This is a genomic window from Thalassospira sp. ABD4_177, assembly GCF_056160125.1.
Genome location: NZ_JBSWWO010000001.1, coordinates 2488403 through 2513869, shown reverse-complemented (window position 1 = coordinate 2513869; position 25467 = coordinate 2488403). Strand labels below are relative to the sequence as shown.

Below are 25467 nucleotides of genomic sequence, written 5' to 3'. Positions count from 1 at the left end.
AACGATCAAACTGCGACAAAAGTCCACTATCAAAGGTTCTTTTCATCCGATCAATTGGATTGACGATCTGCTCCCTTGGATCATCGACATCCAATCCTGATTTCCTCTCGGAAACTGGTATTGAGGTAGCCGTGACGCACCCTTTACTTCCGCCAATCAGACAAGCGCGAACCTCGCCCGGTGACCGTTTGGCGGTGCGTCAGTTTCACAGCCTGAGGCAACTTGTCGAAACAAAAACTTGCTACCAACTCATGTCGCAGTTTGGCCGATGATATTGAAGAGAGGAGGCTTGTTTTCAGTGCGGTCGTGGTGGAAGCGCCAAAATGCGATCTGAGCAGTTGTTCCTCATCCAAAAGTCAAGACCATCAATTCTTACGAATTGGGTGCTGACCTCGTATGGGGGGAAGCGCATCCACCAATAAATTTCTTTGCTTATGTACAATTCGTCAATGGAGATCTGCCTCGTGGTAGGCGCTGGCCATTTCAGAAGCTCACGCAACCGCTCCATGTTTGTTGAGAGAAAAGCCCCGCGCCTCTCGATCTTGGCAAACTGCCCCCTGTCAGGGGAAATCCCAAAAATCCGCTCGCGCAATCGTCTTGCATCCTTTGGGCAAAAGGGAGGTTGGTTGTACTTACATTCGCCAACTAGCCACTTTCCCTCTTGCGGCCAGTAAGCGAGGACGTCGAAGTCACCAACATCGTCAAATTTTTCCTCCGGAAAACGGCGATTAAAGTCGATGCCTTTAACGGAGAACGAGGTGTAATTCGAGACGATTTCGAAAGCCAAGTGCTCTAGCCCCTTTTCATGAGCTTGTTTAATCGTCCGGACCTGCTTCTGGATCGATGGCCAATCATAATCAGCCGGTAGGTAGCCACTCATGACGTTTCCCACCCAAATTTTTTGTGCGTTCTGCGCAGATGCTGCGCCCCAAATTAGGATATCTTGGTCTAGGGGAACTAGTGGCTTGATTGTATATCGTCCGCCGCGTTTTTTATGCTCCCAGATGGGGACATCGCCTTCGTCGACATCCTTCCCGATCAGCCTCCGAATCTCGGTCGGGCGCAGGCTAAGGAATTGAACGATGCTATCCGCCTCATCTGCGCTTATTCCGTCAATGAACGAGCAGAGCGCCTGCACAATGTTGCTCTTTGTTTCACGGTAGGAAAGTTGGAAACTCGATCTCCCATGAAGTGTTTCCCACTGCATCAAGACTGACAGAGCGTCCATCATGTGGCTGAAGCTGAACTGAGTATCTCTGAGGAAAGCTGCATCAAAATCCTCTTTGTATCCATTATCGGCATTCTGCTGCATTGTATCAGCGCTGGAATCGAGGTCGATACCTAGGCTGTAGCTCGCCTGTTCTCGGTTGAACGCCTCTTCCTGGGCCACCTGTTGGTCGGAATAAAAGACGTTCGGCACCAATTCCTCGCTGATCTCAATCCCTCCGGTAGCGATTCCGTTGTGAAGCGCGTCGCTGGCGCTGTAAAGGACCAGAAGCCAGTCGACATGCGCTAGAAGTTGTAGGATGTCGTCATCAGACGGCATAACGTCCTGTGTCGACGGCAGGCTGAGGGAGCTCTCCAACAGAAAGCGGAGATTGCGACTTTCTGTTACGAGGTCGTGATGGGCATCAGCAAAAGCTTGTCGTCGATCATAACTGACTTCGTGCCTAAGACTTTGTTCCAGGCGATCTCGTGTTCGCTGAAATTTTACAGACCACGCGTCATGTTGGGCGACGCAGTACGACAGCACCCGATTCTTGTTGAAGCGACCAATTTGCTTGTGAAGTTGATCACGAAAGGCATTGCGTGCCAAATCGATTAACCTTTTTGCCTCATCGAGCTCAAATCGGCCGGGCTCGATACCGTGCTCTTTAAAGATGATCGCAATGGCTTTACGAGCAAGCTTGAACATATCTGGTCGTGGTTTTTGCGGATCAACGAAGTCCGGGACATCGAAGATTCGCGGTGATCGTGAGAGCATGAACCGTGGTTTGCCCGGCGCCACCGACCGCACCTTCTGCATCAGCATAGCGTCCATGGGCTCTCCGAGAAATGCTGCCATTCCTTCCAAAATGGAACAGGCGCAACTGACCTCGAAGCTGTTGTCGACCGGATCTTCAAAGTGGGCCAGAGCAGATGAAAGATTTATGGAAACACCGACTCTTACGGATGTGTCGTCGCTACCGTCGTCGATCTGCTCCCACCCTTGCAGTAAGGGCATATCGTCACCTTGAACCTGTGGCCCGGACGCAAGCATTTCCGTGTTAGCCCTGAACTCGACAATGATCCGATGCCAGCGAAACATGTCGGCGTTCTCGAAATCACCCCGCCTGCGGTAAATGGCGTCGGCAACACAGTGCATGAAGAGTTCTAATACTCTGATGTCCAAGTTATCAAGATCAAGTTGAATGTGGTGGACGAGAAGCAATGTGCATCCTGACACCGTCATTGCCCAAGCCTGCGTGGGCTGTGCCTTCGAGGTCAGATCCAGAATTCCATCCTCGCCAGGCTCAATGACCCAACTCCTTGGGTCATCGTTTGGGAAACATGCCGTTGCTATGCTCCAGAATTTGGTCAACTCCTCGTATCGCCAGTTCGATCCACTGTGCGGATCGATCATGACGAGGTTCGGTTCAATCGCTCCATCTATCAGGACGCCATGGGAATAGCGAAACGCTGCAAATTTGTCCGTGAGGCTAAGGAGGCCCAGGTGGAGGGCGCCTTGATTTGCCTTGATATAAGCCCAAAACCGATCGAACTCGGACAGGTCCTTAATTGAGTCGAAAATCGACACCAAATCAGCAATTGGAAGAATCTGAGCAGATTTCGTTTCGGGAGGTATAAAGTTGCTTCCCTCAGTAGATTCCTGCGGTAAGGCGGCCAGAATCACGATCTCGTCCGGCTTTATGGCGTTGCCATCGACGCCCGAAAATTGGAGTCCTTGGCTTGTGCCGTCAATCTGGATCCCCCAGTCTTGGCGAGTTACCAGATCTAGAAGCTCGGCCTCGATCGCGGGAAGGCGCTCTAAATCGCCCATGCTCAAGATGACGACGAAATAAAAGCAGCTATCACCCCGTAAGAAAGCGGCGAAAGGCGTCGGTATAATTCTATTCTCGTCACGAACCCAGAATGGTCCCCCGATGATCGTACCGTGAGCTATTCTGCTTGCGAGAAATTCGCTGACCTGTTGCGTGAGATTGTAATGCCCCCTGAAAGGTAAGGCTTCCGCCCGATGCCCCCAAAAGTCGACGATGTTGGTTACAGCGCATCGTGGCGCTACCGGGAATAGAAGCTCACCGATCTTAACAAAAAGAGCCGGGAGCAGTTTGCCGGTCATCGAGGCATCCCCAAAGCCGAAGAAGCTCTTTGGAAAGTCCGATTTTCCAAGCTCCACAACCAATTCCGAGCTGAATTGCCCGGGGCTTGTGAAACTGGTTCCAACAGAAAGAAGTGTCGCCCGGCACACTTGCCAAAATGGTTCCGGGGGAATCTCGATATGCCCCGGAGAAATGCCGTCTATGTCACCGATGAGCGATTTATCGATGGAAGTTAAAATGCTATCTTGCAGAAGGACCGCGGCAAACATGTCGTCCAAAGCGGCCTGCTTATCTGCATTCGTGAGGCGAAAGGCTTCGATGTAATCCGGAACGCGCTCAAGCGAGGTGCCATAAAACAGGCGCAGTGCTCGCCCCTGCCAGTAACTCTTGACTTCGCCCCAATCTGCTTCGGGAACATAGTCCTCGAGCATAGGAAACGACGGAAGCAGTTCGTGGATGTGTGTTAAAGCCTCACAAAATGTTTCATAATCCTTCACTCTGGATTCAGACTTAAATCGATGTGGTGAAATTGCAGCAAAAATGCCGAACGCAAACAGGTGTTTGATCTGGCTTGAAATATTCGGAAGCCAAAGATCTGAAACGCCTAGTGTCAGAATGACGTCTTCAGCGGAATACGCTGTGAATAGCGCCTCCAACGAGGACCGCACTTTATTAAATTGCTGGTCGTGAGGATCGTCGGTAGGCGAAGACGAGCCTATCATGCCAAGAACCTGGTGGAGATTAGGAGGCGTCGGTTCCTCAAAACCGGACCGTAAGCAGCATTTTTTATATTTCTTGCCGCTCCCACAGGGGCACGGATCATTCCGACCAATTTTGCTCACACTGTTCCTCCGGTCATTAGTAGTTATGATTGTACGCTCATCAAGCCTAGAGCATTGGTCGGCATCTTCCTAAAGCGGTGTTACTGATTTTGTTCATTAAAGTTCCTTAACGGACAAATTCACAGCCGAAACAATTGCTGTAATCTCGGTAATATTGCCAGAATGCCCTTTCACGAACCAATATAGGGTTTGGTCGCGTTGTTCAGCTCGGCAAGGGCTCTCTGTTCCTCAGCAACCTTGTCTGATGCATAGACCAGAAACTGTTGAATGTCCGGCCAGACATCGCCGATCCCGTGGCCAATGGATCTGATCACAGCAGTGAGACGTGCACGGCTCTCTGGATGGGCCAACACAAAGAATACCCCGACCAACAACAGCAGCTTCATCCAGTCAGGCATGCGTGCCACCATATCACGGATAAACAGCATGACGTCTCCCAGCACCGAGAGGCTTATGTTGGAAATAACAACACCCCCTACCTTGATCGAAACCGAATAGCTGGCTGAGCGCGCGTAGGCGCGGATCGTCATCACGAGTTCTCGGTCAAGCCTGGTACCCCCCAGCGCATCAATATCTCTATCGTTGCTCAAGATACCGAGCGCCGATATGGCGTTCTGTAGCTGCACATAAGGGGCATCCTTGGGGTCTAAGCACGATGAGTTGACCTCTTCTGGTTGATTAAATCGTGCGTCAAATATGATGATCGCCTTATAGCTCTCCCAACTGGAAAACAGGGTTTCCTGCGGTATTTTGAATTTTTCCGATATCTGCGGGATGGTGCTAGACAGCATCTCCGTTTCAAGCCAGCTCGGTGCGTAAAGCCTTACGACACCTGATTTGACGACCTCTTCAAGGGTGGTTTGTTTGAGGTGAGGTTTTCGGTATTTATACAACAAATCTCTAATGGCGATGTTCGCATCAAGCACGATGTCGACCCTCGGGAGCTGCCCGGTCGCTTGCTCAAGAGCCGGATGTAACTCAATAAGCTGCCGCAAAGAATTCAGAATGGCTGAATCGAGATAATTCGCACTTTGATCTCCCTGCAAGTCAGGCATTCCGACGCTCCTTTGTAATCTGATGGTTCACAGAGCCTCCGGGAACACCAGACATCTGTCATGTGTAAAACGCCAGAAAGTTTAACAGCAAGTATCGATATTTTCTTTGGATTTTCTGATGCTTGAGCCTGCTCGCGATAAATTCATTTTCTAATATTACCACCATCACATCTAAATCATAGGTTGTGTGTTGTGTTGTCCTGGGCATATCGCCCGTTTTGCTTCCATGGAGGGAATTCGATGCACAACCAAACTGATCTGGAGACACTTCTCAAGCAGGCACTTAAACAGGCCATGAGAGATCGCAGATACTTCTATGTTTCGTGCTATCTCAAACCGGCCCTTGAAACACTCCAAGAGCAAAAAGAAGCGAAAAAGGCGTCCTGATATCAGGTTGTGACATCGAGCAAACACGGACTGCCCGGCACGTTGCCGGGCAGTTTCTTGGGAGGGCAATATCGCCAAACACTAACACATCAATTTTGATGTATTAACTGGCATTTTCGACGTTAACGTATCAATAGTGATACATTAAATCAGGGGCCTAATAGCAGTCATTATCGAGTACGCACCTGTTTGGCAGATGCCAAAACACCCGCGGCACTCGGACGCGGGTTACTGGTATTTAGTCATCATCGAATATAGGCGCGGTATCATCGAAGCCTTCCCAGACAGGCGGCTCACTCTTGCCCCGAACACGCTGCCGATCTGCAATTGGCCGAGCACGACGTGGCGCTAACGGACTGTCACGTGGCTCCGGAATATAGGCAGCCATTGCCTCGACTAGGTTCATCGCTTTGAGAACGCGCAGGAATGTATCGAGTGTAGCACCCTTGCCATTGAGCAATCGGCTGAGGGTTGGAACAGATATGCCGGCTTCATCGGCGAGTTCCTGCTGGGTAAGTTCAAGATGAATCCGGTATCGATTCAGTCGTTGAGCAATATCCTGATGGATCTGATGGGTGGAAGCGATCTGATAATCGAGTTTAGGCATGATCAGGTTTCCTGCGACAGTTTGCATCACGCCGAGGCGAGCTTAAAAAGCTATGGTTTACTCTCTCCCAACACCCCATTAACGGTCTCGCGCCTCCACTAAACAGCTGGCGTGAGAATTGGATTGGTCGTGCAAATCACAAGCTTTCGGGATCCGCGTGTCATTGCAACATAAAGATCACGAGCACTCAAATGATCTGTATCGATAATGACGGAGACATCGGCTTCCAATCCCTTGAGAAGCAAGGTACTTCCAACCGCTCGACGTGGCAATATACGCCCTTTAACGCGCGATTGCTCGCGAGCTCGGACCGCCATTTCATGAAAATCCTTTGCATCGACGCAGCCGTTGAAGGCCTGAATTGCGGACTGCACCAGTGCTGGTCGTAACGGGAAGACGCCGGCCTGGCGATTGATCTCGACCAGCAAAGTCACGGCTGTTGTCGGGCTTGGCGCTCGTGCAAATGCCAGTGCAGCTACCTCTGCATCATTTGGCGGAGATCGTTCCCGGCCAGCGAGAAGAACGCGTAACCTCTGCTTCATATGTGCAGCACCGACGCCAGTCATTGTCGATCCGGCGAAATCGATCAAGTCATCGGCGGCGGTCGCCGCATGCATATCGAAAGATGCCGCGAAACGAATGAAGTCCGTCAGATCAGCGTTCTCGACGACAACAGCACCTCGTGCCCGTGCAGCGATCTCCCGATGCCGCGGAGGCCGTCGGGCATCGCAGACAATCAACACGTTTCCACCTTCGATCGGTACACGTGTATTGGCAGCCTTGGTTTGATTCTCGATGTCGTCATCACCGGTGACTGTAATCACCTCTACTTCAGGCGGAGCCACACGAAGATCGATCGGTTGACCAGCTTTTAGCGCGGCTCTCACAGTCAGGAGCCATCGACCAAAGTGCTCAGTTCCAACGTTCCGCCAACGCCAAGGCGTATCCAGTTCGCCCGCCGGTGGGAACCTCAACTGAACGTCAGCCTCCCAATCGACCAGCACATTAGTGCCCCATCCAAAGATCGCCTGCATCGGATCACCGAGCACGCAGGTCGGCAGTACATCTGCTATCATAGAGACCATCGCATGCTGCTCAACAATACAGTCTTGGTACTCATCCACGAACAAACGCGCATAAGTCGCTTTCAGCACATCCCGAAGGTGACCGCCTTTTAGGATATTGACCGTTCCCTGTCGGATTGCGGGGTAGTCATTTCTCGGATCAGTCAGATCAAGAATGCCTCTGGCATGACCGCTCCGGAGCGGAAAAGTACCGATGAGGCGCATCGCCCAGCCATCGATTGTCGTGATCCTATAGGCACGTTGTGATACACCCAGATGCGTCAGCCGAGCGCGGAGCGCCGCGACCCCTGCATTGGTATGAGTCAGGATGAGGACCGGATTCGCATCATCATGCCGCAATAGAGCCGACGCGATCAGGTGTGTTTTCCCGCAACCAGCAGGAGCTGAAACGCTGCCACAGTCAATCTTGAGCAGATCGATATCAGCCATGCTACGTCTGTGCCCAGCCGAGCAACGCATTGACGCGGTTACGGAAGTCTTCACTTACATTGGCGAAGTTCAAAGCCAAGATTCTGCTGGCAACATGTTCCATCCGACCCACCGACTTAAACCACGGGTTGCTCTTGTTGGTGCTCGCTGTGACGAGAACAGCACGCTGCACAGGCGTAATGGTGTGCTGGGGCGAGTGGAGCAACGCTCGTAGATTTTCGACCGTCTCTTGATTACCGGACGCCGACTGAATATGAGCAGTCACCATTTCCTGCCCGTACTCGAAAATCGCATAGTCTAGCATCGCCAGGAGGGCCGCATCCCCCACATTATTTAAGATCGCGGCTTCCAGAGACTGACCCATGTCCCAAGTGAACGTGGTGCCGCCCAGTTCATGAAATGTCACCTGCACCTGCGTAGTGGGCGTGATATCGGCATCTCGAAAAACGGCTGTCCGATATCCAAGCTTCGCGAATTCGGTGCCACGCTGATACAGTTGATCCGGATGGCCGCCACCCCCGTCAACTAGTGCTACGCCCCGAGCGAAAACCGAAGGTTGACCCCGTCCCGCGCAAAACAGCTCGAACCCGCGCACAAACCCAACTTCTGACGCGCCCTCACAAATCAGAACAGATGGCGCCAGAAAAGCTTCCGGTGATCGGCGTAGTGTCCCCTGCGCCGAACTACGCACAGGTTGTGCTTGATGTTTTTCGCCAGACCGCCGCAAGATCCGAAGCTGAATCGCAGAAAGCTCCCGCAACACGATCGGTGAATGTGTCGTGGCGAAGACCTGCTGGGACGGCGTTTCGTCCTTTGCTCCTAGTGAGCCGAGAAGCCGAATGATCCGGTGCGGTTCAAGACCATTCTCCACTTCATCAACCAATAAAATGGAGGACATCGCCGCAACTTCGCGCTGAAGACCTGCGATAAGTAATCGGGTGGAACCGAGCCCCAAACCCCGCAGAGGAACCCCTCGCTCGTCGTGCAGGGCGATCGAACCACCGGTGACCGAAACAGAATGCATATCGAGAAGTGCTTGCGCCTTCTCGCCAATCGGGATGCCCAATTCATCCGCCGCCTTCTTTACCAATGTTAGCGCTTCGCCAAGCTGAGCGTCCGCCTCATTTCCAAAGCTTTTTCTTGCATCGCGTGCCGCCTGCGACAAAGCGAGGGACGCATCCGGCTTCTCCTCACTCAATCGATTTAGAACGGAGCCGCGCCGCCATGCGAGATTGTGATCAGACGTCGCACCGAGACGAGTTGGCGCAAGCTCGACCCGATCCTTCCAATTGAGATTTCGCTCCGCGCCCTTAGCGTCTGCACGATCCGACCTTAACCTCCAGCGTGGCTCGAGGTCGCCTGCGATCTCAAGATTCAACGACAGAACTGTTTCGAGTTCGTGCCCGGCTTCATCTTCGATCGTTCCAAGTACGTCCTGATAACCGCGTAAATAGTCCCCATACGCCTCATAATTTTTTAGTGCGTCTGACAACGCACCCAAGGTCAGTGTGATAGAGATAGGCGTCTCAACGTCGAGTTCGTAAAAATCCGCATCAGTTATTTGAACGGACCGACGCGCACCAAGGCACAGGTCGATAGCGTCGAGAACCGTGCTCTTGCCAGCATCACCAGACCCGATAAGACAATTAAAACCAGGTGACGGATACCATTCGAACGACTTGATCGATCGAAAATGCGAAATCTCAACCTTTCGAATAACCGCCATGTTCTTCTCCCAGACGCTTACCGCCAACCCCTAGCTTCGTCACCCGCGTGAAATTTGGACTCGCTCGGGCTCTTCGTTGTGTTCGACAACCGAGCCATCCAGATCCAAGTTTGGATTCACGACTAACACACCGTCCCCATCGGGGTCCGGATCGTCGGGCTTGACCGCAAAGGTGATGGAGCGGCCGGCGGCCACGACATCGCGCATCCACATTTCCAGAAGTTCGGATTGTGGAATGTTTGTCCCCACCCATGCATCCTTGACCATCATTGTGAACGAGGTGTTGTCGAAGTATCGACCCACATTCGAGTACGCCAGACGGCGACCGCCCCGCGGGCCCTTAAATCGGTCATCGTTTTCAAGAAGCTTCCAATAGGCATGGGGGATGTACATTCCTTTCGTCAGGCCTGTGCTATCGGGTTCGAACTGAATGCGTGGGCAAAACTTCAAAAAGAACGGGTTGTCGCTAAAGCGAAAATCATCCAGTGCCGAGGCGGCCTTTACCTTGGACAACTCCTTGAGAAACCTGTCCATTCGATTAAGCTCATCGGTGAGTTTTGCCTCAGGGAACCGAAAGATCGCACCTAAACCGTCATCCGCCTCCATGGCCTTGTATTGAACCATGACGAACGCCTTGAACCGCTCATTATAGTAGATCAGGTCAGTCCCGGTCTGCTCCTCGAGCGGCTGCCGGTTGGCCATTATCACGGTAAGGCGGTCGTCACCGTCAGCAAAAACGGCAGCGGCAGCATTGGGAATCTCTCGCAGGTAATCATAACCCGGCACTTGTCGCATATCTTGGATAACCATCGGATCTTCGCGCATGCGAGCCTCCGGCAACCCGTCCAAGAATGACCCGGGGGCCTCATCCTCCAATGACCACTGAGCCAGCGGCGCACGATCGATCCCGGCAAGGCTTAACGCGACCGCCAACGCTTCCTTCTGATAGGCAAGATTATCCCGCGTCCGCTCGCTAAGCCGCTTAAGGCGCTGGCGGGTCGATGTTGTGAAACGACCAACTAAGCTACGAACGCTTGGCGCGAGCTGGACAAAGAGATCGATAGTCTCCTGAAATGCCTTCGGCGATAGCAAACCGCCATTTAGGAATCGCTCTTCGACGACTTTCCGATTGCGGTTTGGAACGCCATCGATAATTAGTTGAATGGATATGGCGCTCTCGACCGGATGGATTTCCTCAATGTTGAGGCGGCTTTGCTGCGTTCCCGCGTTCACCCCTCGTCGTCCCCGTCCGATATGCGTGACACGGCCAGACGGATCGACGATGAAACAGATCAACGGTGCGTTGCGGCTATGCCCAAACGACGGTACCGCTTCAGCAAAACGGCCATACTCGTCTAAGGCATGATGAAAGACATCGCACCGCTCATGGCTTAGACGTAAGATATATCCGCCAGCCTTAGCCATTTGTCGTCAGCGCATTCAGATAGGGGCGGAGCACCGTACCAATCTCACCCCCGCAGCAGCTGTCGGCATTGCGCTCCGGCTCTGAGTGCCAAAACACACAAATGGCAGAAGTACCGCGGCCGGAGCTCCGTTTTGCAGCCTGTTTTGGACTATGAGTAATCATGCACCTCGCCGGATACCGCTCCAAATCCTCGCTCCTCATCGAATTCCTGCCATGGGGTATAATTGTGTAAGCGCGATGCAGTTCTCCGCTTTTCTTGCGCGGTTAACCAACGTCCCCCCTCCACTAAAAATACAACCTCCAGGTGACAATGCAACCCTGACGGCACTCGGAATCTCGGTACAATAATCCCATGATACGTCGGTTGGGCAGTCTTTATGGATCACATGTTATTGATTTTATGCTGAACAAAATTGCCACCAACACTTGCGGAGCCTCTGCCCCAAAAAGATATACGACTGTAAACAACAACCATAAGAGAGTTTCCCTGATGAATGCTACAACCCAAGAAAAGTCCAGACACCACCATTTTGTAACGCAATCCTGGATAAAGCGCTTTCGACCGGTCCATGATCCAGAAATCACTGAAAATAAGCCAAATCACGTACAAGTCATGACATACAATGAGGCTGGCATCCGCATTAAACCTCAGACAACAAAGAAGATAATGGAGATCTTCAACCTTTACACAGTGGACCCTAAAGGCATCGACAATACGGATGCAGAAGAAGTCGAGCTGAAAAAAGTGGATCAGGAATGCGTAACAGCGTTCGACGCCCTTCTCAAAAACGAAGATTATAGCGAAACTGTAAAAGACAGCCTGGCCTCTTTCTTCTCCGTTCAGTTCATGCGAGATCCATCAACCATGGCCCGTTATGCGCCCGCAATGCAAGAAATGCTTGTCGCTATTAAAGAGGCGGCCTCTCAGGCTCGAGACTATGATGATTTCAGTACTAAGCTTCGTAAGGAAATTCCCCACGCAGGAATGATGCCATCGGAAGACCAATACGACGCGCTCGTCTCCGAGTTGGGCAAGACGTCTGGTATTAACAACGACACAAGATTTCAGGCTATCTACGACGCTCTAGGAAATAGTGACGGACATCCGGATGCGCCTCACACAGACCTGTTGACTGATGAAAGCGGTTTGAGCGTCATTAGAACAGCGTTGTTGAACATGCAATGGACCCTGAAAACTTCAGAGACGGTTGAGTTCATCCTCGGCGACAATCCCTTGCTGACGGAGAAAGGTGATGTTGCTAAGGGGATTCGAATTCCAATGTCCCGCAATCAGGCCCTGATACTCACGCCAGATGTATCGCCAAGCAAAGAGATTGCACAGGACGTTGCAACTCCCTATGAGGTCAACGCCATTAATTGGGAATCCGCTGCTCGCACGAGACAATGGCTTGTCGGCCCAAAACAAGTTTTGGCCAGTGATGAAATCACTAACCAATTCAAGTCGAACCGATCATATGTTGAGGCTTAAGAAGAAACCGGACCGTCCAGCTACATTACATGGCAAGTTGCGCGTTCCGGTTATCTAGCCACGCCTTAAGTATTCGTCTGAAGAACGGAAGTTCAAAAATGCTGTCCACCCTCTCTGGACACTCGGTGTCTTAGAACCCCAGGGTATCCAGATCAACTAACAAAAAGTACAAACCACCTTCGACAGAGAAATTTATGGTGAGATGGTCGATATTACTCCATGTAAGGCACCTTTGGTGCACGAACCTTGGGCCAATGGGATTCTTATCAAACAGATGGGATTGCAAATGTCCCAACAAGCCCCGTTAAGCGCCCTAAAAGCATATGCAGCAAATTAGACATCAGGACGTTGAAATAACCGCCCATGTGTCGGCATTATCCTTGACAAGGTCAAACTGTTGGATCTGATCCTAGGAGGAATCACAACACCAATCATTTGGAAGCACTTTTTTTGCACGTTGTGATTTAAAGTAAAAATTTGAGTATATCATTGTTTTATAAAGCCAAATTTTCAGCCAAAATCACAACGTAAAATTTGGTGAGACACTTTGGTAAATAATGGTTGCTGCAGATGTTGGTCATTCAGTAATCCAATCAATGTCTTAGGATCTGTTGCTCTCACATCCGTCTATCCCGATGCGGTCAAACGTCCGCACCTTCGGTTTCTTCTGCCAGATCGAAACTGATACTAAAGATGCAGCCGCTGTGGCCTTTCGGTTCGGTCAGTCTCACTTTCGTTTCGTGACGCGCAGCGATTTCTTTGACGATAGACAGTCCCAGGCCGCATCCCTCGTCATATCCCGCATCATTCATCCGGAAGAACCGCTTGAAGACATCCTTGCGATGTTCGGCCGGAATGCCCGGGCCATTGTCCTCGACGGTCAACAAGACCTTATCTGAGGCTTCCTCTTCAAGTCGGACAGTGACGGCACTGCCGCCCGGACAATATGTCAGTGCGTTATTCACCAGGTTTTTAAGCAGCTCTTCGATCAGAGTTGCGTCACCCATAATCCAAGTGGTCTCGGTAATGCCTTCATATCCAAGATCAATGCCACGCTCCAACGCGACTGGCACTTTAGAACCCGTCACCGTCCGGGTAATTTCACACAGGTCAATCTTGTCAAACGGCCGCCCAGCAAGGCCTTCCGGCGCTGCACGTGCCGATGCCAGCAGCTGATTGGCCAGATGTGATGTCTGGCGCGTCGATGCTGCGATGGTATCCATGATCTGCCGGACTTTTTCAGGGTCTTTCTCTCGCTGGCCCAATTCGGCCTGGGTTCTCAGCGCTGCAAGCGGTGTCCTGAGCTGATGGGCTGCATCGGCGGTAAAGCGCTGCATGGTCTTGAGGCTGTTTTCCAAGCGCCCGAAAAGCTGGTTGATCGCGCCCACCAGATGACGGACTTCGATCGGCACATCATGTAAAATGGGCCTGAGATCACTTGGAGACCGCCTATTAAGTGCTTCTTCCAGCCTTGCCAGCGGTTTCAGGCCCTGCCCGATCCCGAACCAGACGATCATTGCGGCAATCACAATCAGCAAGATTTGGCGGGCTGCAGCACTGGCAAGGATATCTTCACTCAGCCGGGTTCGTGTGCCCATGGTTTCTGCAACAAGCACTTGAAAACGCGTTGCTTTTCGCACGCTTGCCACATATCGCGACAGTGCACCGATCCGCACGGTTTCACCGTTATAGACCGCGTCATAGAAAACCGGCTCCTCACGCAGCGGCAGGAACCGTTCGGGTACCGGTGGCAAATCCTCATACCCGGTGATGAATTCGCCCTGTGCCGTGCTAACCTGATAGAAAACGCGGTCCTCAGCTGCACTGGTCAGCATCTCGAGCGCAACATAGGGCACATCCACTTCGATCTTGCCACCGATCAGAACAACGCGGTCTGCAATTGCTAATGCGGAACTTAAGAGTGCGCGGTCAAATGCCTGATTTGTCGACTTAACTGCGTTGCTTCTGACCTCGAGCAGCATCAAGGAACTGACCACTAGAAGCGGCACCAGCAAGGAGATCACAAGTCTGCGTCGAAGGGATCGGTTACGCCATTTCATGTTTTTTTCAACAGATACCCAAGACCGCGCACGGTCTGGATTTTAACATCTGCTGCCTCAACACGTTTGCGCAAGCGGCTGATATAAAGCTCGACCGCATTGGCACTGAATTCGTCTTCAAACCCGGCAAGCTGATCGACAATCTGTTCCTTGCTCAGAACATGCCCCAACCGCATCAGCAGGATTTCAAGGATGTTAAGTTCTCGCTTCGGGATATCGACATCACTGCCATCAATCGTCACCCGACGCGCAACCGTATCAAAACTGAGCTTGCCGCATTTAATCTGGGTATTATGCGTCCCGGCATTGCGCCGCATCAGTGCCCTCACCCGTGCTTCAAGCTCCACAAGCTCGAACGGTTTGGCCAGGTAATCGTCTGCGCCGAGGTCCAATCCCTTGACCCGGTCTTCGATATCCCCGCGTGCGGTCAAAATAAGAACAGCACTTTCCGCCCCACGATGGCGCAGTCGTTTGAGGATTTCCAGGCCATCCAGTTTCGGCAGGTTCAAATCAAGCACCACAAGGCCATATTCCTGGGTACGCAAAACGTCATCGGCTTCTTCGCCGTCGGCAATCACGTCAACCGCATAGCCGGACTGGCGCAGGGAACCGGCAATGCCATCTGCAAGGGCCGCGTGATCTTCGACGACAAGGACTCTCATTGTTTGCGTAACTTTTCCCTGATAAACCTCGTCAGAGGCGTTTTGCGTGTCTCATTTTCCCGGCAAAGGCATGCGAGAACAAGCGATATCGTTATTGCCGCCCCATATGCCTATAACCATCCGTGACACAGAGTATTGCAGCATGAATTCGGGCCGTATCTGTATTGGTTTATGTGTCATCGCGCTTGCGATGCAAGTTTCTTCTGCTCTGGCCGAGGTTTTCACCTTTCCGGCCTTGCGTACAATACAGGCGTCCGACCCCGAACAATCCCTGCTGACCACCGCGCAACCGACCGCCGTTATTTATGGTTCCGCTGATATCGGCGCCTTTGCCCCGGTGATCGAGGCGTTTCAGGAAGACAACCCGTTTATCGCTGTCGATTACCATCAGCTGCAAACCCTTGAAATGTATGATATGACGCGAAGTCAGCGTACAAATGGGGACGCGAATGCGGATCTAATCATCAGCTCCGCGATGGACCTGCAGATGAAGTTGGCCAATGACGGCTACGCCACATCGCATCAAAGTGCCGAGACCGATGCCCTGCCCCATTGGGCCCGCTGGCGCAACGAGGCCTTTGCTGTCACACAGGAACCCGCCGTCATTGCCTATAACAGGGCATTTTTCCGCGACAACGACCTTGAGCCGCCCAGAACCCGCGAGGACTTCATCGCCTTGCTGGCCCACCACGATGAATTACTGAGCGAGAAGGTCACGACCTATGATATCGAGCGCAGCGGGGTCGGATTCCTGTTTCTAGCCAGGGATGAACGCTTTTTCCCCGGTATCTGGGATTTTGTCCGCACCCTCGGACAGGCAAAGGTGAAGCTATATTCCAACACATCACCGATGCTTGAAAAGATCGCATCCGGCCAGGTCGTGTTGGGCTACAACCTTTTGGGGTCCTACGCGGACACCTTTAATCAGCGAAACCCCAATCTTGGCGTCATTCTGCCCGATGATTTCATTGTCGTTTATTCGCGGATCGCCATCATTCCGCGCGGTGCACGCAATCCGGAACTTGGCGGGCGCTTTCTTGATTTCATGCTTTCGATCAAGGGGCAAAGCGTCCTGCAGAATGAAGGCAACTTCAATCCGGTGCGTGCGGATGTTCCGCCCAGCACATTCTCTTCGCTGGTTTTTGATCGATATGGCGAACGCGTGCGTTCCTTCCCGGTCGGTCCGGGATTGCTGGTCTACCTTGATCAGGCCAAACGCCAACGCTTCTTGCGCCACTGGCAGGATGCGCTGCTGAACCGCAGATAATGCACCCTGCCCGTGTGTCCGAGTTAAAACTCATGATTTGGCGCTGTCAGGCACCGCTCGGCGATCCGGGCCGGTATAATTCCAGATCATCCGACGCGGGATTGGCCCTTTGTTCCGCCCACCCTGCTCGGTCTGTTCCCAGGCATGGGCTAGAATACCGACCGAACGCGACAGGCAAAAAAGCCCGCGTGCCAGTTCGGCGGCAAAGCCCAGTTCGGCATAGATGACAGCCGTCGCCCCATCAATATTCATCGGGATGCGCTTGCCCTTGCGCGCCAGAAGCTCCGCCTCAACTGCGCTTGCAATTTCACTAAAGCGCCCGGAAATGTGGCCTTCTTTGGCCGCGTCGCTGACCAACGCAAGCAACCTTGGTGCGCGCGGATCAACCGGATGGAACCGGTGACCAAAGCCCGGAATATGTTTGCCATGTTCGGCAATCTGATGATCAAGCCCGTCTGAAACTGCCGCTGGCAAATCCTGACCGGCATCCATGCGTGCCGCAATGTCATGATAAAGGGCCACGGCCTGCTCACCGGCCCCGCCATGCACATCGCCAAGCACATTGACCGCACTGGCCATGGCATTGTTAAGGCCCACACCACACGTCGCCGCCATGCGGGCAATCGCAATGCTGGGGGCTTGTGGGCCGTGATCAACCGCGGAAACAAGTGCTGCTTCAAGCAGCTTGGCCTGCGGGGCGGATGGCAGTTCACCGCGCGTCATCAACCAGATCATGGTCGGGAAACTGATATTGCCGATCAGATCTTCGATCGCATACCCGCCATAACGAATTTTTCCCGGCTCCATATCGATGATACCGGTCTGCCACCAGTCGCGTACTTCGTTTTCAACGTCTTCAACGGTTTTTGAACTCACAGCACGCCCTCCTTGGCAAGGTTATCGATCTCGTCATTGGAAAAGCCAAGTGACGCCAGAATATCCTGATTGTCCTGACCCAGTTCGGGCGGCGGCGCATTCACCGACGGTGCATCGCCATCCATCTTGATCCCGGTCCGAAGAATTCGGATATCGCGATCAGCCCCCGGAACATTGTCAAACGACGCCATCATGCCGCGATCTGCAATCTGTGGAAGGGAAAGCGCTTGTGGCACGGTCAGAACCGCCCCGGCCGGAACCCCGACTGCATTCAGTTTTTCAACCCAGTAATCCGTTGACTGCGTGACCAGCACTTCTTCCAGCACCTCGGTCAGGCCGGATCTGTTTTCAAGCCGTTCCTTGCGGGTTACGAACCGTGCATCTTCCAGAAGCGGTTCAAGCCCAAGAACGCCACAAAGCGCTTCGAACTGTTCCTGTTTGTTTGCTGCAATATTGATCTGACCGTCAGCCGTGGCGAATGCGCCAGATGGCGACGATGTGAAATTGTCATTGCCATTGGCCGTCGGTTCCTTGCCGGCAATCAGATAGTTCGACACCACCCATCCCATGGTGGCAATCACGGATTCCAGCATCGAGATATCGATGAAATTGCCCTTTGCGTCCTTGTTACCCATCGCACGGCCCGCAAGGGCGGAACTAATCGCAAAGGCCGCCGTCATACCGCCGATGGTATCCGCCATTGGATAGCCCACGCGATAGGTACCGGTATCTTCCTCGCCCGTGATGGTCATGATGCCCGAAAGACCCTGAACGATCTGATCATAGGCCGGGAGTTTCTTCATCGGACCGCTTTGACCAAAACCGGAAATCGCACAATAGACAAGCCCCGGATTGACCTTTGAAAGCACATCATAACCGAGCTCGAGCCGGTCCATCACACCGGGTCGGAAGTTCTCGACCAGCACATCTGCCTTCGCCACGAGTTTTTTAAGGATTTCTTTGCCGCGCGGATCCTTGAGGTTCAGCGTGATTGACCGTTTGCCGGCATTTTGCGCCATAAATGAAACGCCCATCAGCTTTTCATTGAGCTCCATATCCGCGCCCAATTGCCGCGCAAGGTCACCACGTCCTGGCGCTTCGACCTTGATGACGTCAGCCCCCATATGGGCCAGCTGATGACAGCAAAATGGTCCGGCCAAGACGTTGGTCAAGTCCAGAACCGTGATTCCGGAAAGAGAGTTTGGTCCGCTCATGGATATTTCCTAAATTCTGTCTAGTAGAATTATGTTCTATTATATAGAATTTCTGACTTCGGCAAAATGGTATTCGCGCCGTTGCAATGTGCGCACATAAAACCAAAACGGATTTATCCATGTCAGAACAAAATGTTACGGCCGTCGAACGGGCCTTGGGAATTCTCGATGCCTTTACCGACCAGGACCCTGACTTGTCGCTGAAGGACCTGTCAGAACGCACCGGGATGTATAAAAGCACCATCTCCAGGCTGGCGGGAACGTTAGAGTCCTGTGGTTTCTTGATGGTCTCCGGGCGCGGCCGATATCGGCTTGGCCCTGCCCTTTGGCGTTTGGGGTCGATTTACCGGCGATCGTACCGCATGGATGACATTGTTCGCCCGCATCTCTCCATGCTGGTGTCAGAAAGCGGTGAAACCGCGTCTTTTTATGTGCCCGAAGGTCCGAACCGCCTGTGCCTGTTTCGTGAAAATTCACCCAGCAGCCTGCGCCATCACCTTGAAGAAGGTGCGATCCTGCCGTGCGAATTCGGGGCTGCAGGCCACGTGATCCGCGCCTGGGGCGATGGTGTCGATGACAAAGCTCTTCAGGTTCTTGATGACGGATTCGCACTTAGCGAAGGCGAACGTGACCCGGATATTTCAGCAATTGCCGTTCCGGTCCTTGATCGTCAGAACCATCTTCTGGGCGCACTGGCCCTGTCTGGTCCGATCAGTCGATTTACACCCAAAAAGCGACTCAACTGCCTGAAATCTCTACAATCGCGTGCATATGATTGTGGCAAACGCATGTCTTCATGATCACAAGCGAACGCTTATTTTTGCCCTGAGCGCATAAATCATGTGAACTTTTTTCACCCGATTTTTGCCGATGACAGGTTGGTGACAGGTTTGACTGATACCGTCCCGCTACTGCCGATCCGTGAGTCATAAATTGGCCCGGAACAAACAAGAATAATATTCGGCAAGGGAGGACAGTGAAAATTCCGGGGTCAGGCGGTCAGTTCCCTCTGAAAGCGGTGTTCAGATTCCCCTTGCAGGATCTTTGTTCCTTACGGTCGGCTCGCCACCATTCGGGTGGCTGGGAAATTGCTTTAGTGTCTGGAGGAGACTCTGATGAACAAACTGTCGATGTTCTCGCGTCGCGGATTTATCGCAGCAGCCACGGCTGTTGCTGTTTCGACTGCTGCCTTTGGTGCAATGGATGCCAAAGCGGCAGAAATGGACGAAATTCACTTCGTCATTCCGGGCGGCGCAGGCGGCGGCTGGGATGGTACGGCACGTGGTACCGGTGAAGCCCTGACCAAATCGGGTCTGGTCGGCACCGCGTCCTACGAAAACATGTCTGGCGGCGGCGGCGGTAAAGCCATTGCCTACATGATCGAAGCTGCTGATCGCCTTGACAACACCCTGATGGTCAACTCCACCCCGATCATCGTGCGTTCGCTGACCGGTGTCTTCCCGCAGTCCTTCCGTGACCTGACCCCGATCGCAGCTGTTGTTGCCGAATACGCAGCATTCGCTGTTCCGGCAGACAGCCCGTATGAGTCCTTCACCGATGTTGTCGAAGCGGTCAAAGCAGACCCGTCTTCGGTCAAGTTCGGTGGGGGTTCGGTTCGTGGTGGTATGGACCACATCGTTGCAGCCTACGCTGTTCAGAAAGGCGGCGGCGATGCAAAACAGGTCAAATACATTCCCTATGACGCAGGCGGCAAAGCAATCGCTGGCCTTCTGTCGGGTGAAACCAACGTTCTGTCGACCGGTCTGGGTGAACTGCTTGAACTTGCAAAAGCAGGTCAGGTTCGCATTCTGGCTGTAACCTCGAAAGAACGTGTTGAAGCTGCTCCGGACGTTCCGTCGCTTGGCGAACTCGGCATTGATGCCGAATTCATCAACTGGCGCGGTTACTTCGGTTCGCCGGCCCTGTCGGCTGAAAAAGCTGATGCCTATGCCGCAATCCTCAAGGACGTTCAGGCAACCCCGGAATGGGAAACCGTTCGTACCCGCAATGGCTGGGAAAAAATCTACAAGCCGCGTGCCGAGTTTTCTGCCTTCATGGAAGAGCAGGAAAAAGTTGTCGGCGATCTGATGCGCGAACTTGGCTTCCTGAAATAAGCCACTGATACACAACTAAAAAGACCTCCGAAGGAAATCACGCCATGTCCATCAATCGCGACAAATTTGGCGCGCTGCTATTTCTTTGCCTTGCGCTGATTTATGGCTTTTATGTCGGTGACATTCCGCTGCTGTTTGGCGACGAGGATGCCCCGTTTAATGCCAGAACCCTCCCGAACGCCCTTGCATGGTTGCTTGGTGTGGTTTCCTTCCTTCAACTCGTGCTGCCGACCAACAAAGAGGCCGGCAGTCTCGAACACGCGTTTCGTGGCCTTAAATGGAAACGCGTGATCATTCTTGCGGCTCTGATGGTGTTCTACGGCCTGACGATCCGCCAGATCGGCTTCCCGATTTCGACATCGCTCTTCCTGATGGGCGGTTTCTATACGCTCGGTGAGCGACGCCCGCTGGTTCTGATCCTGACGGCTGTTGGTGTCACGCTTGCCTTCTGGGGATTGCTTTATGCCATGGGCATCTACCTGACCCCGGGCGACTTCTTCTATTATCTCGGTTGGATGTCAAACGATGCTTGAGGGAATTTTCTCCGGTCTTTCGACCGCTGTCATGCCGGTCAACCTGTTGATGGTTGCTGTCGGCTGTTTCGCAGGCACCTTTATCGGGATGCTTCCCGGTCTTGGCCCAATCACTGCCATTGCCCTGATGATCCCGATCACCTATGGGTTTGATCCGTCCACCGGCCTGATTTTGATGGCGGGCGTGTATTACGGGGCCATCTTTGGCGGTTCGACCTCATCTATTCTGATCAACGCACCGGGTGTTGCCGGTACGGTTGCGACCGCGTTTGACGGCTATCCGATGGCGCAAAAAGGCCAGGCTGGCAAGGCCTTGGCGATTGCCGCCTACTCGTCATTCTCTGGCGGTACGATTGCGGCGATCTTCCTTCTGGTTGCCGCCCCGGCACTGGCGTCCGTTTCACTTTCGTTCCAATCGGGCGATTATTTCGCCCTGATGGTACTTGGTCTGACAGCCGTTTCTGCCTTTGCCGGCAAAGGACAGGTTCTCAAAGCGATTACCATGACCCTGTTCGGGATCATGCTTTCGACCATCGGGACAGATCCGGCGGCCGGTGTGGCCCGCTTCACATTCGGCAGCATGGATCTTGTTGATGGCATCAGCTTCCTTCTGCTGGCCATGTCGACCTTCGCCCTGTCCGAAGCCCTTCTTTCGATCCTGCGTCCGACCAAGGACACCCGCTCCGAAGAAGAAAAGGCGCTAAAAAGCCTGGGCTCGATGAAGCTGTCGAAGGAAGAAGTAAAAACCATGGTACCGGTCATTGGCCGCTCCTCGGTTCTGGGCTTCTTCACCGGCGTTCTGCCGGGTGCCGGTGCGACCATCGCATCTTTCCTGGCATACGGCATGGAACGCAACATTGCGTCCGCCAAGGAAAAGCTTGGCTTTGGCAAGGGGTCGATCCGCGGACTTTCGGCACCGGAGACAGCAAACAACGCGGCATGTTCCGGCTCGTTCGTGCCGCTTCTGACCCTTGGCATTCCGGGTTCGGGGACGACGGCCGTCATGATGGGTGCGCTGATTTCCTATGGCGTACAGCCGGGCCCGCGCCTGTTTGTTGAACAGCCCGATGTTTTCTGGTCAGTGATCATATCGATGTATATCGGCAACATCGTGCTGCTGGTTCTGAACCTGCCGCTGATCCCGTATATCTCGCGTCTTCTCGCCCTGCCCCAGCAGCTTCTCGTTCCGTTCGTTCTGTTCTTCTCGCTGGTTGGTGTCTATCTGGTGACCTTTAACACCATGGACATCCACATGATGGTGATTGCAGCTGGCATCGCGATCGGCCTGCGTCTTTTGAACTATCCGATGGCACCGATGCTGCTTGGCTTCATTCTCGGCAAGATGATGGAAGAAAACCTGCGTCGCGCACTGGCAATCAGTGACGGTTCGATTTCCTTCCTGTGGGAACGCCCGATTACGCTGGTCATTCTGTTGCTGAGCCTGCTGTTCCTGTCAGCACCGCTGATTGCCAACCTGCGCAGCTGGTTGGCCAACCGCAAGGCAGCAGTTCCGAATGATGGTGAACTCTAAGCTCCGATAATGAGCGACGCGAAGGAAACTGGTTATGCGCTTTCTTGACAACCTATCGATTGGTCCCAAAACCCTTTTGGTTCCGGTCTTCCTGATGATCGTCATCATCGCCATGGGGATTGCGACTGTCGCAACGCTTGAAAGCGAAAAGAACACACTTACCAGCCTTCGCGTTGAAGCCTATGAACGGCGATCCGATGCGCTAACCCTTAGCAACGCGCTGAACGAGGCGCACGGATCGCTGTTTCGCATTTTGACCTGGGATTCCAACGGCATTAACGCTGCGGTTGTCCCGGACCTTCGCGAAGAAGTCAGCAAACTTGAAGGCGAGCTGGCCCCGCTTGCCGAGCGTCTTGCCGCGGTTGGTGGTGACGCCTTCACCGAGAACTACGCCAAATATATGGAACAGGTCAGCCAGTTCCTTGTTGAAAGCGAAATGAACATCTATGGCGCACTTGAAGTCATTGCCCAGGCCGATGAAACCTTCCAGGCCCTTCAAGCCCCGCTGAACGATATCCTTGCGCAATCCCAGGACATTGCCACAACATCATTTGCAGATGCCTATGCCCAGGCCGAAGCCCTGCAACGCATCTTTGTGATTGTTGCCCTGATAGTCATTGTCGCTGCAGTGGCGGTTTCTGTTTTTGTATCGCGCCGTATATCTCGCCCGATGACCGATCTTTCCGAACTGATCGAACAGATCTCCAACGGCGACCTTGATGTCGATATCCGGGGTGGTCAACGCGGGGATGAAATCGGCAAGGTTGCCCGCTCCGTCACGGTCTTGCGCAATCAGTCCAAAGAAGCCGAAATGCTGCGTCAGGAACGCGAACGTGTGCGCGGCCTTGAAGGTCAGCGTCAGCAGAACCTGATTGATGCAACCCATCATTTCGAACGCGCGGTTCAGGAAGCATTATCGGGCTTTGATCAGGAATTCAGCTCGCTTAATGGCTCTGCCAGCGACATGGAACAGATCGCCACCCTGGCAAGCGAACGCTCGGCCGATGCCAATCAGCATTCCGAACAGGTCCTGCATCATATCGAAGCCGTATCACAAACGACCGCCAGCCTGTCAGAAGCCATTGCCGAAATTGGCCAACAGGCCCAGAATTCCGCCGAGGTTGCCGGACGCGCCCGTTCAGAAAGCGAACATTCCCGCGCCCTGTTTGAACAGCTGACCAACGCCACCCAGCGGATTGGCGATATCGTCGGCCTGATCGAAGAAATCGCAAGCCAGACCAACCTTCTGGCCCTGAACGCCACGATCGAGGCCGCACGCGCTGGCGATGCCGGCAAAGGCTTCGCCGTTGTTGCTGGCGAGGTCAAAAACCTTGCTTCCCAAACGGCACGTGCGACCGAGGACATCGCCAATCAGGTCGAAGAAATTCGCGGCCTGACCGATAATGTTGTAAATGCCCTACAAGGCGTTGCTGATGTGATTGGCGAGGTTGATCAATCTGCTGCGGCGATTGCCGCCGCTGTTGAAGAACAACAGGCGTCCACTGCGGGCATCTCTGACAGCATTCAGGATGCCAATGGCGGCATGCGCACCGTTGCCGAGGCCGTCGGCGCACTCGACGGCGAAACGGCACGCGTCCATAACGGATCTGCCAATGTGACGCGCGCGACAAGCACGCTCAATACCGAGGCCACCAAACTGCGCAACGCGATTGATGGTTTCCTCGAGCAGATTGACAAGAACAAGGCCCAAGCATAATGACCAGAACACCGGACGGTCCATCAAACGCCCGTTGGATCAATCAAATCTCCGGTGTTTTGACACCCCAGTTTTTTAAAAAACTGTCGGTCGCCTTGGGCATTGGTCTCGTGGGCGGCCTAATTGCCCATTTCATCAATATGCCGCTTGCCTGGATGATGGGCCCGATGCTGGCAACCTTTGTCGCAAGCCTGCTTCGGGTTCCAATGGGCGTACCGATGCAGTTTCGCTCCGGTATTCTCGGCATTATCGGCATTTTTCTTGGCGCCTCCTTCACGCCCGACACACTTGATCAGGCGGCACGTTGGCCGATCAGCATGATCGCGGTGCTTCTTTATGTGCCGATCATTACCTTTGTCATTACATGGTTTTATTCCCGCATCGCGCGCCTTGATCCGGCGACAGCCCTGTTTTCTGCCACACCGGGCGGGTTGACACCGATGGTGGTTCTGGGTGCCGCCGCAGGCGGCAATGAACAGGAAATCGCCCTGACACAAGGGTTACGGGTTCTGTTACTGGTGATGTCAGCCCCTTTGATCGTTCTCATGATCACGGGCGTAGTCGCAAACGGACATGGCGGCGGCGAAGCCGTTCAGATGACACTGGGCGAAGGTGTTTTGACTGCTGTCTGCGCCCTCCTCGCTGTTCTGCTCTTTCGCAAGCTACGCGTTCCAGCGGCCTACATGACCGGTGCCATGGCTGCCAGCATGGTTTTGCATATATCGGGCGTGGTTGAGGGCAACCTGCCGGGCTGGTTGCTGGCAGGAAGTCTTTTGATCCTGGGATCGGCAATTGGCAGCCGATTTTCTGGCGTCAAGATGGCGGTTCTTGTCCGACTTGCCGGCTATTCCGTGCTGGCGACCCTTGTCGTTCTGGCCTTTACCGGCGGTGTTGCGTGGTTTGTGTCGCAATGGCTTGACCTTGATTTTATCGCCGTGTTGCTGGCCTTTGCGCCGGGTGGTGTCGCCGAGATGTCGTTGATTGCACTCGCACTAAACGTCGAGCCAAGCTTTGTTGCCTTCCACCACATCGTGCGTATTTTCGAAATCGTCCTGCTGGCGCCGATCCTTGCCAAGTGGTTTCAGCGCCACATGCAAAAGAAGGCCACCCGGCAGGATTTACACTAA

The 25467-nt window shown here is 53.4% G+C and carries 19 protein-coding genes; 9 read left to right on the top strand and 10 right to left on the bottom strand.

All coding sequences use genetic code 11. The annotated features are described in order from the left end of the window. Positions 1-295: 295 nt before the first annotated feature. On the bottom strand, positions 296-4162 hold the full coding sequence (locus tag ACXAF0_RS11520) for a YecA family protein (protein WP_475345990.1): 3867 nt from the start codon (positions 4160-4162) through the stop codon (positions 296-298). A 170-nt stretch (positions 4163-4332) separates the two neighbouring features. Beyond that, on the bottom strand, positions 4333-5217 hold the full coding sequence (locus tag ACXAF0_RS11515; protein WP_475345989.1) for a hypothetical protein: 885 nt from the start codon (positions 5215-5217) through the stop codon (positions 4333-4335). Positions 5218-5457: 240 nt separating this feature from the next. Here ACXAF0_RS11515 and ACXAF0_RS11510 point away from each other — a divergent pair, with 240 nt between their 5' ends. After that, positions 5458-5604 carry a hypothetical protein gene (locus ACXAF0_RS11510; RefSeq protein ID WP_475345988.1) on the top strand — a complete coding sequence of 49 codons (147 nt, stop codon included), beginning with the start codon at positions 5458-5460 and terminating at the stop codon, positions 5602-5604. Positions 5605-5842: 238 nt separating this feature from the next. On the opposite strand, the gene ACXAF0_RS11505 is transcribed toward ACXAF0_RS11510, so the two are convergent. The 4 genes from ACXAF0_RS11505 to ACXAF0_RS11490 form a co-directional block, all read right to left on the bottom strand. Further along, positions 5843-6211: a helix-turn-helix domain-containing protein gene (locus ACXAF0_RS11505; RefSeq protein WP_475345987.1), complete on the bottom strand. Its 369-nt coding sequence runs from the start codon at positions 6209-6211 to the stop codon at positions 5843-5845. A gap of 98 nt (positions 6212-6309) precedes the next feature. Next, entirely contained in the window at positions 6310-7725 is a 1416-nt protein-coding gene (locus tag ACXAF0_RS11500) for a UvrD-helicase domain-containing protein (protein ID WP_475345986.1), read from the bottom strand. A gap of 1 nt (position 7726) precedes the next feature. Then, entirely contained in the window at positions 7727-9451 is a 1725-nt protein-coding gene (locus tag ACXAF0_RS11495) for an ATP-dependent nuclease (protein ID WP_475345985.1), read from the bottom strand. A 39-nt stretch (positions 9452-9490) separates the two neighbouring features. Further along, positions 9491-10876 carry a hypothetical protein gene (locus ACXAF0_RS11490; protein WP_475345984.1) on the bottom strand — a complete coding sequence of 462 codons (1386 nt, stop codon included), beginning with the start codon at positions 10874-10876 and terminating at the stop codon, positions 9491-9493. A gap of 491 nt (positions 10877-11367) precedes the next feature. On the opposite strand from ACXAF0_RS11490, the gene ACXAF0_RS11485 reads away from it, so the two are divergent. Further along, the gene (locus ACXAF0_RS11485) at positions 11368-12366 is read left to right on the top strand and encodes a DUF4238 domain-containing protein (RefSeq protein WP_475345983.1); all 999 of its coding nucleotides are present in this window, start codon (positions 11368-11370) and stop codon (positions 12364-12366) included. Between the two features lie 641 nt (positions 12367-13007). Here ACXAF0_RS11485 and ACXAF0_RS11480 read toward each other — a convergent pair. Both ACXAF0_RS11480 and ACXAF0_RS11475 read right to left on the bottom strand, forming a co-directional pair. Beyond that, a complete protein-coding gene (locus ACXAF0_RS11480; protein WP_475345982.1) occupies positions 13008-14426 on the bottom strand; it encodes a sensor histidine kinase in 1419 nt (472 codons plus the stop codon). Continuing rightward, positions 14423-15088, bottom strand: a complete 666-nt coding sequence (locus ACXAF0_RS11475) for a response regulator (RefSeq protein WP_475345981.1) — start codon at positions 15086-15088, stop codon at positions 14423-14425. The genes ACXAF0_RS11480 and ACXAF0_RS11475 overlap by 4 nt, the downstream gene beginning before the upstream one ends. A gap of 142 nt (positions 15089-15230) precedes the next feature. Here ACXAF0_RS11475 and ACXAF0_RS11470 point away from each other — a divergent pair, with 142 nt between their 5' ends. Further along, complete coding sequence (locus ACXAF0_RS11470; protein WP_475345980.1) at positions 15231-16355, top strand: ABC transporter substrate-binding protein; 1125 nt, start codon at positions 15231-15233, stop codon at positions 16353-16355. 30 nt (positions 16356-16385) lie between these two features. On the opposite strand, the gene ACXAF0_RS11465 is transcribed toward ACXAF0_RS11470, so the two are convergent. After that, positions 16386-17231, bottom strand: coding sequence for a citryl-CoA lyase (locus ACXAF0_RS11465; protein ID WP_475345979.1), 846 nt, complete (start codon positions 17229-17231; stop codon positions 16386-16388). Then, the gene (locus ACXAF0_RS11460) at positions 17228-18445 is read right to left on the bottom strand and encodes a CaiB/BaiF CoA transferase family protein (RefSeq protein WP_475345978.1); all 1218 of its coding nucleotides are present in this window, start codon (positions 18443-18445) and stop codon (positions 17228-17230) included. The genes ACXAF0_RS11465 and ACXAF0_RS11460 overlap by 4 nt, the downstream gene beginning before the upstream one ends. Before the next feature lie 119 nt (positions 18446-18564). Between ACXAF0_RS11460 and ACXAF0_RS11455 the strand changes: the two genes are divergently transcribed. From ACXAF0_RS11455 to ACXAF0_RS11430, 6 genes are all read left to right on the top strand, one after another. Further along, positions 18565-19245, top strand: coding sequence for an IclR family transcriptional regulator (locus ACXAF0_RS11455; RefSeq protein WP_475345977.1), 681 nt, complete (start codon positions 18565-18567; stop codon positions 19243-19245). 315 nt (positions 19246-19560) lie between these two features. Further along, positions 19561-20559, top strand: coding sequence for a tripartite tricarboxylate transporter substrate binding protein (locus tag ACXAF0_RS11450; protein ID WP_475345976.1), 999 nt, complete (start codon positions 19561-19563; stop codon positions 20557-20559). A gap of 44 nt (positions 20560-20603) precedes the next feature. Further along, on the top strand, positions 20604-21092 hold the full coding sequence (locus tag ACXAF0_RS11445) for a tripartite tricarboxylate transporter TctB family protein (RefSeq protein ID WP_475345975.1): 489 nt from the start codon (positions 20604-20606) through the stop codon (positions 21090-21092). After that, on the top strand, positions 21085-22623 hold the full coding sequence (locus ACXAF0_RS11440) for a tripartite tricarboxylate transporter permease (protein WP_475345974.1): 1539 nt from the start codon (positions 21085-21087) through the stop codon (positions 22621-22623). The genes ACXAF0_RS11445 and ACXAF0_RS11440 overlap by 8 nt, the downstream gene beginning before the upstream one ends. Before the next feature lie 34 nt (positions 22624-22657). After that, complete coding sequence (locus ACXAF0_RS11435) at positions 22658-24340, top strand: methyl-accepting chemotaxis protein (RefSeq protein WP_475345973.1); 1683 nt, start codon at positions 22658-22660, stop codon at positions 24338-24340. Next, the gene (locus ACXAF0_RS11430; RefSeq protein ID WP_475345972.1) at positions 24340-25467 is read left to right on the top strand and encodes an AbrB family transcriptional regulator; all 1128 of its coding nucleotides are present in this window, start codon (positions 24340-24342) and stop codon (positions 25465-25467) included. The genes ACXAF0_RS11435 and ACXAF0_RS11430 overlap by 1 nt, the downstream gene beginning before the upstream one ends.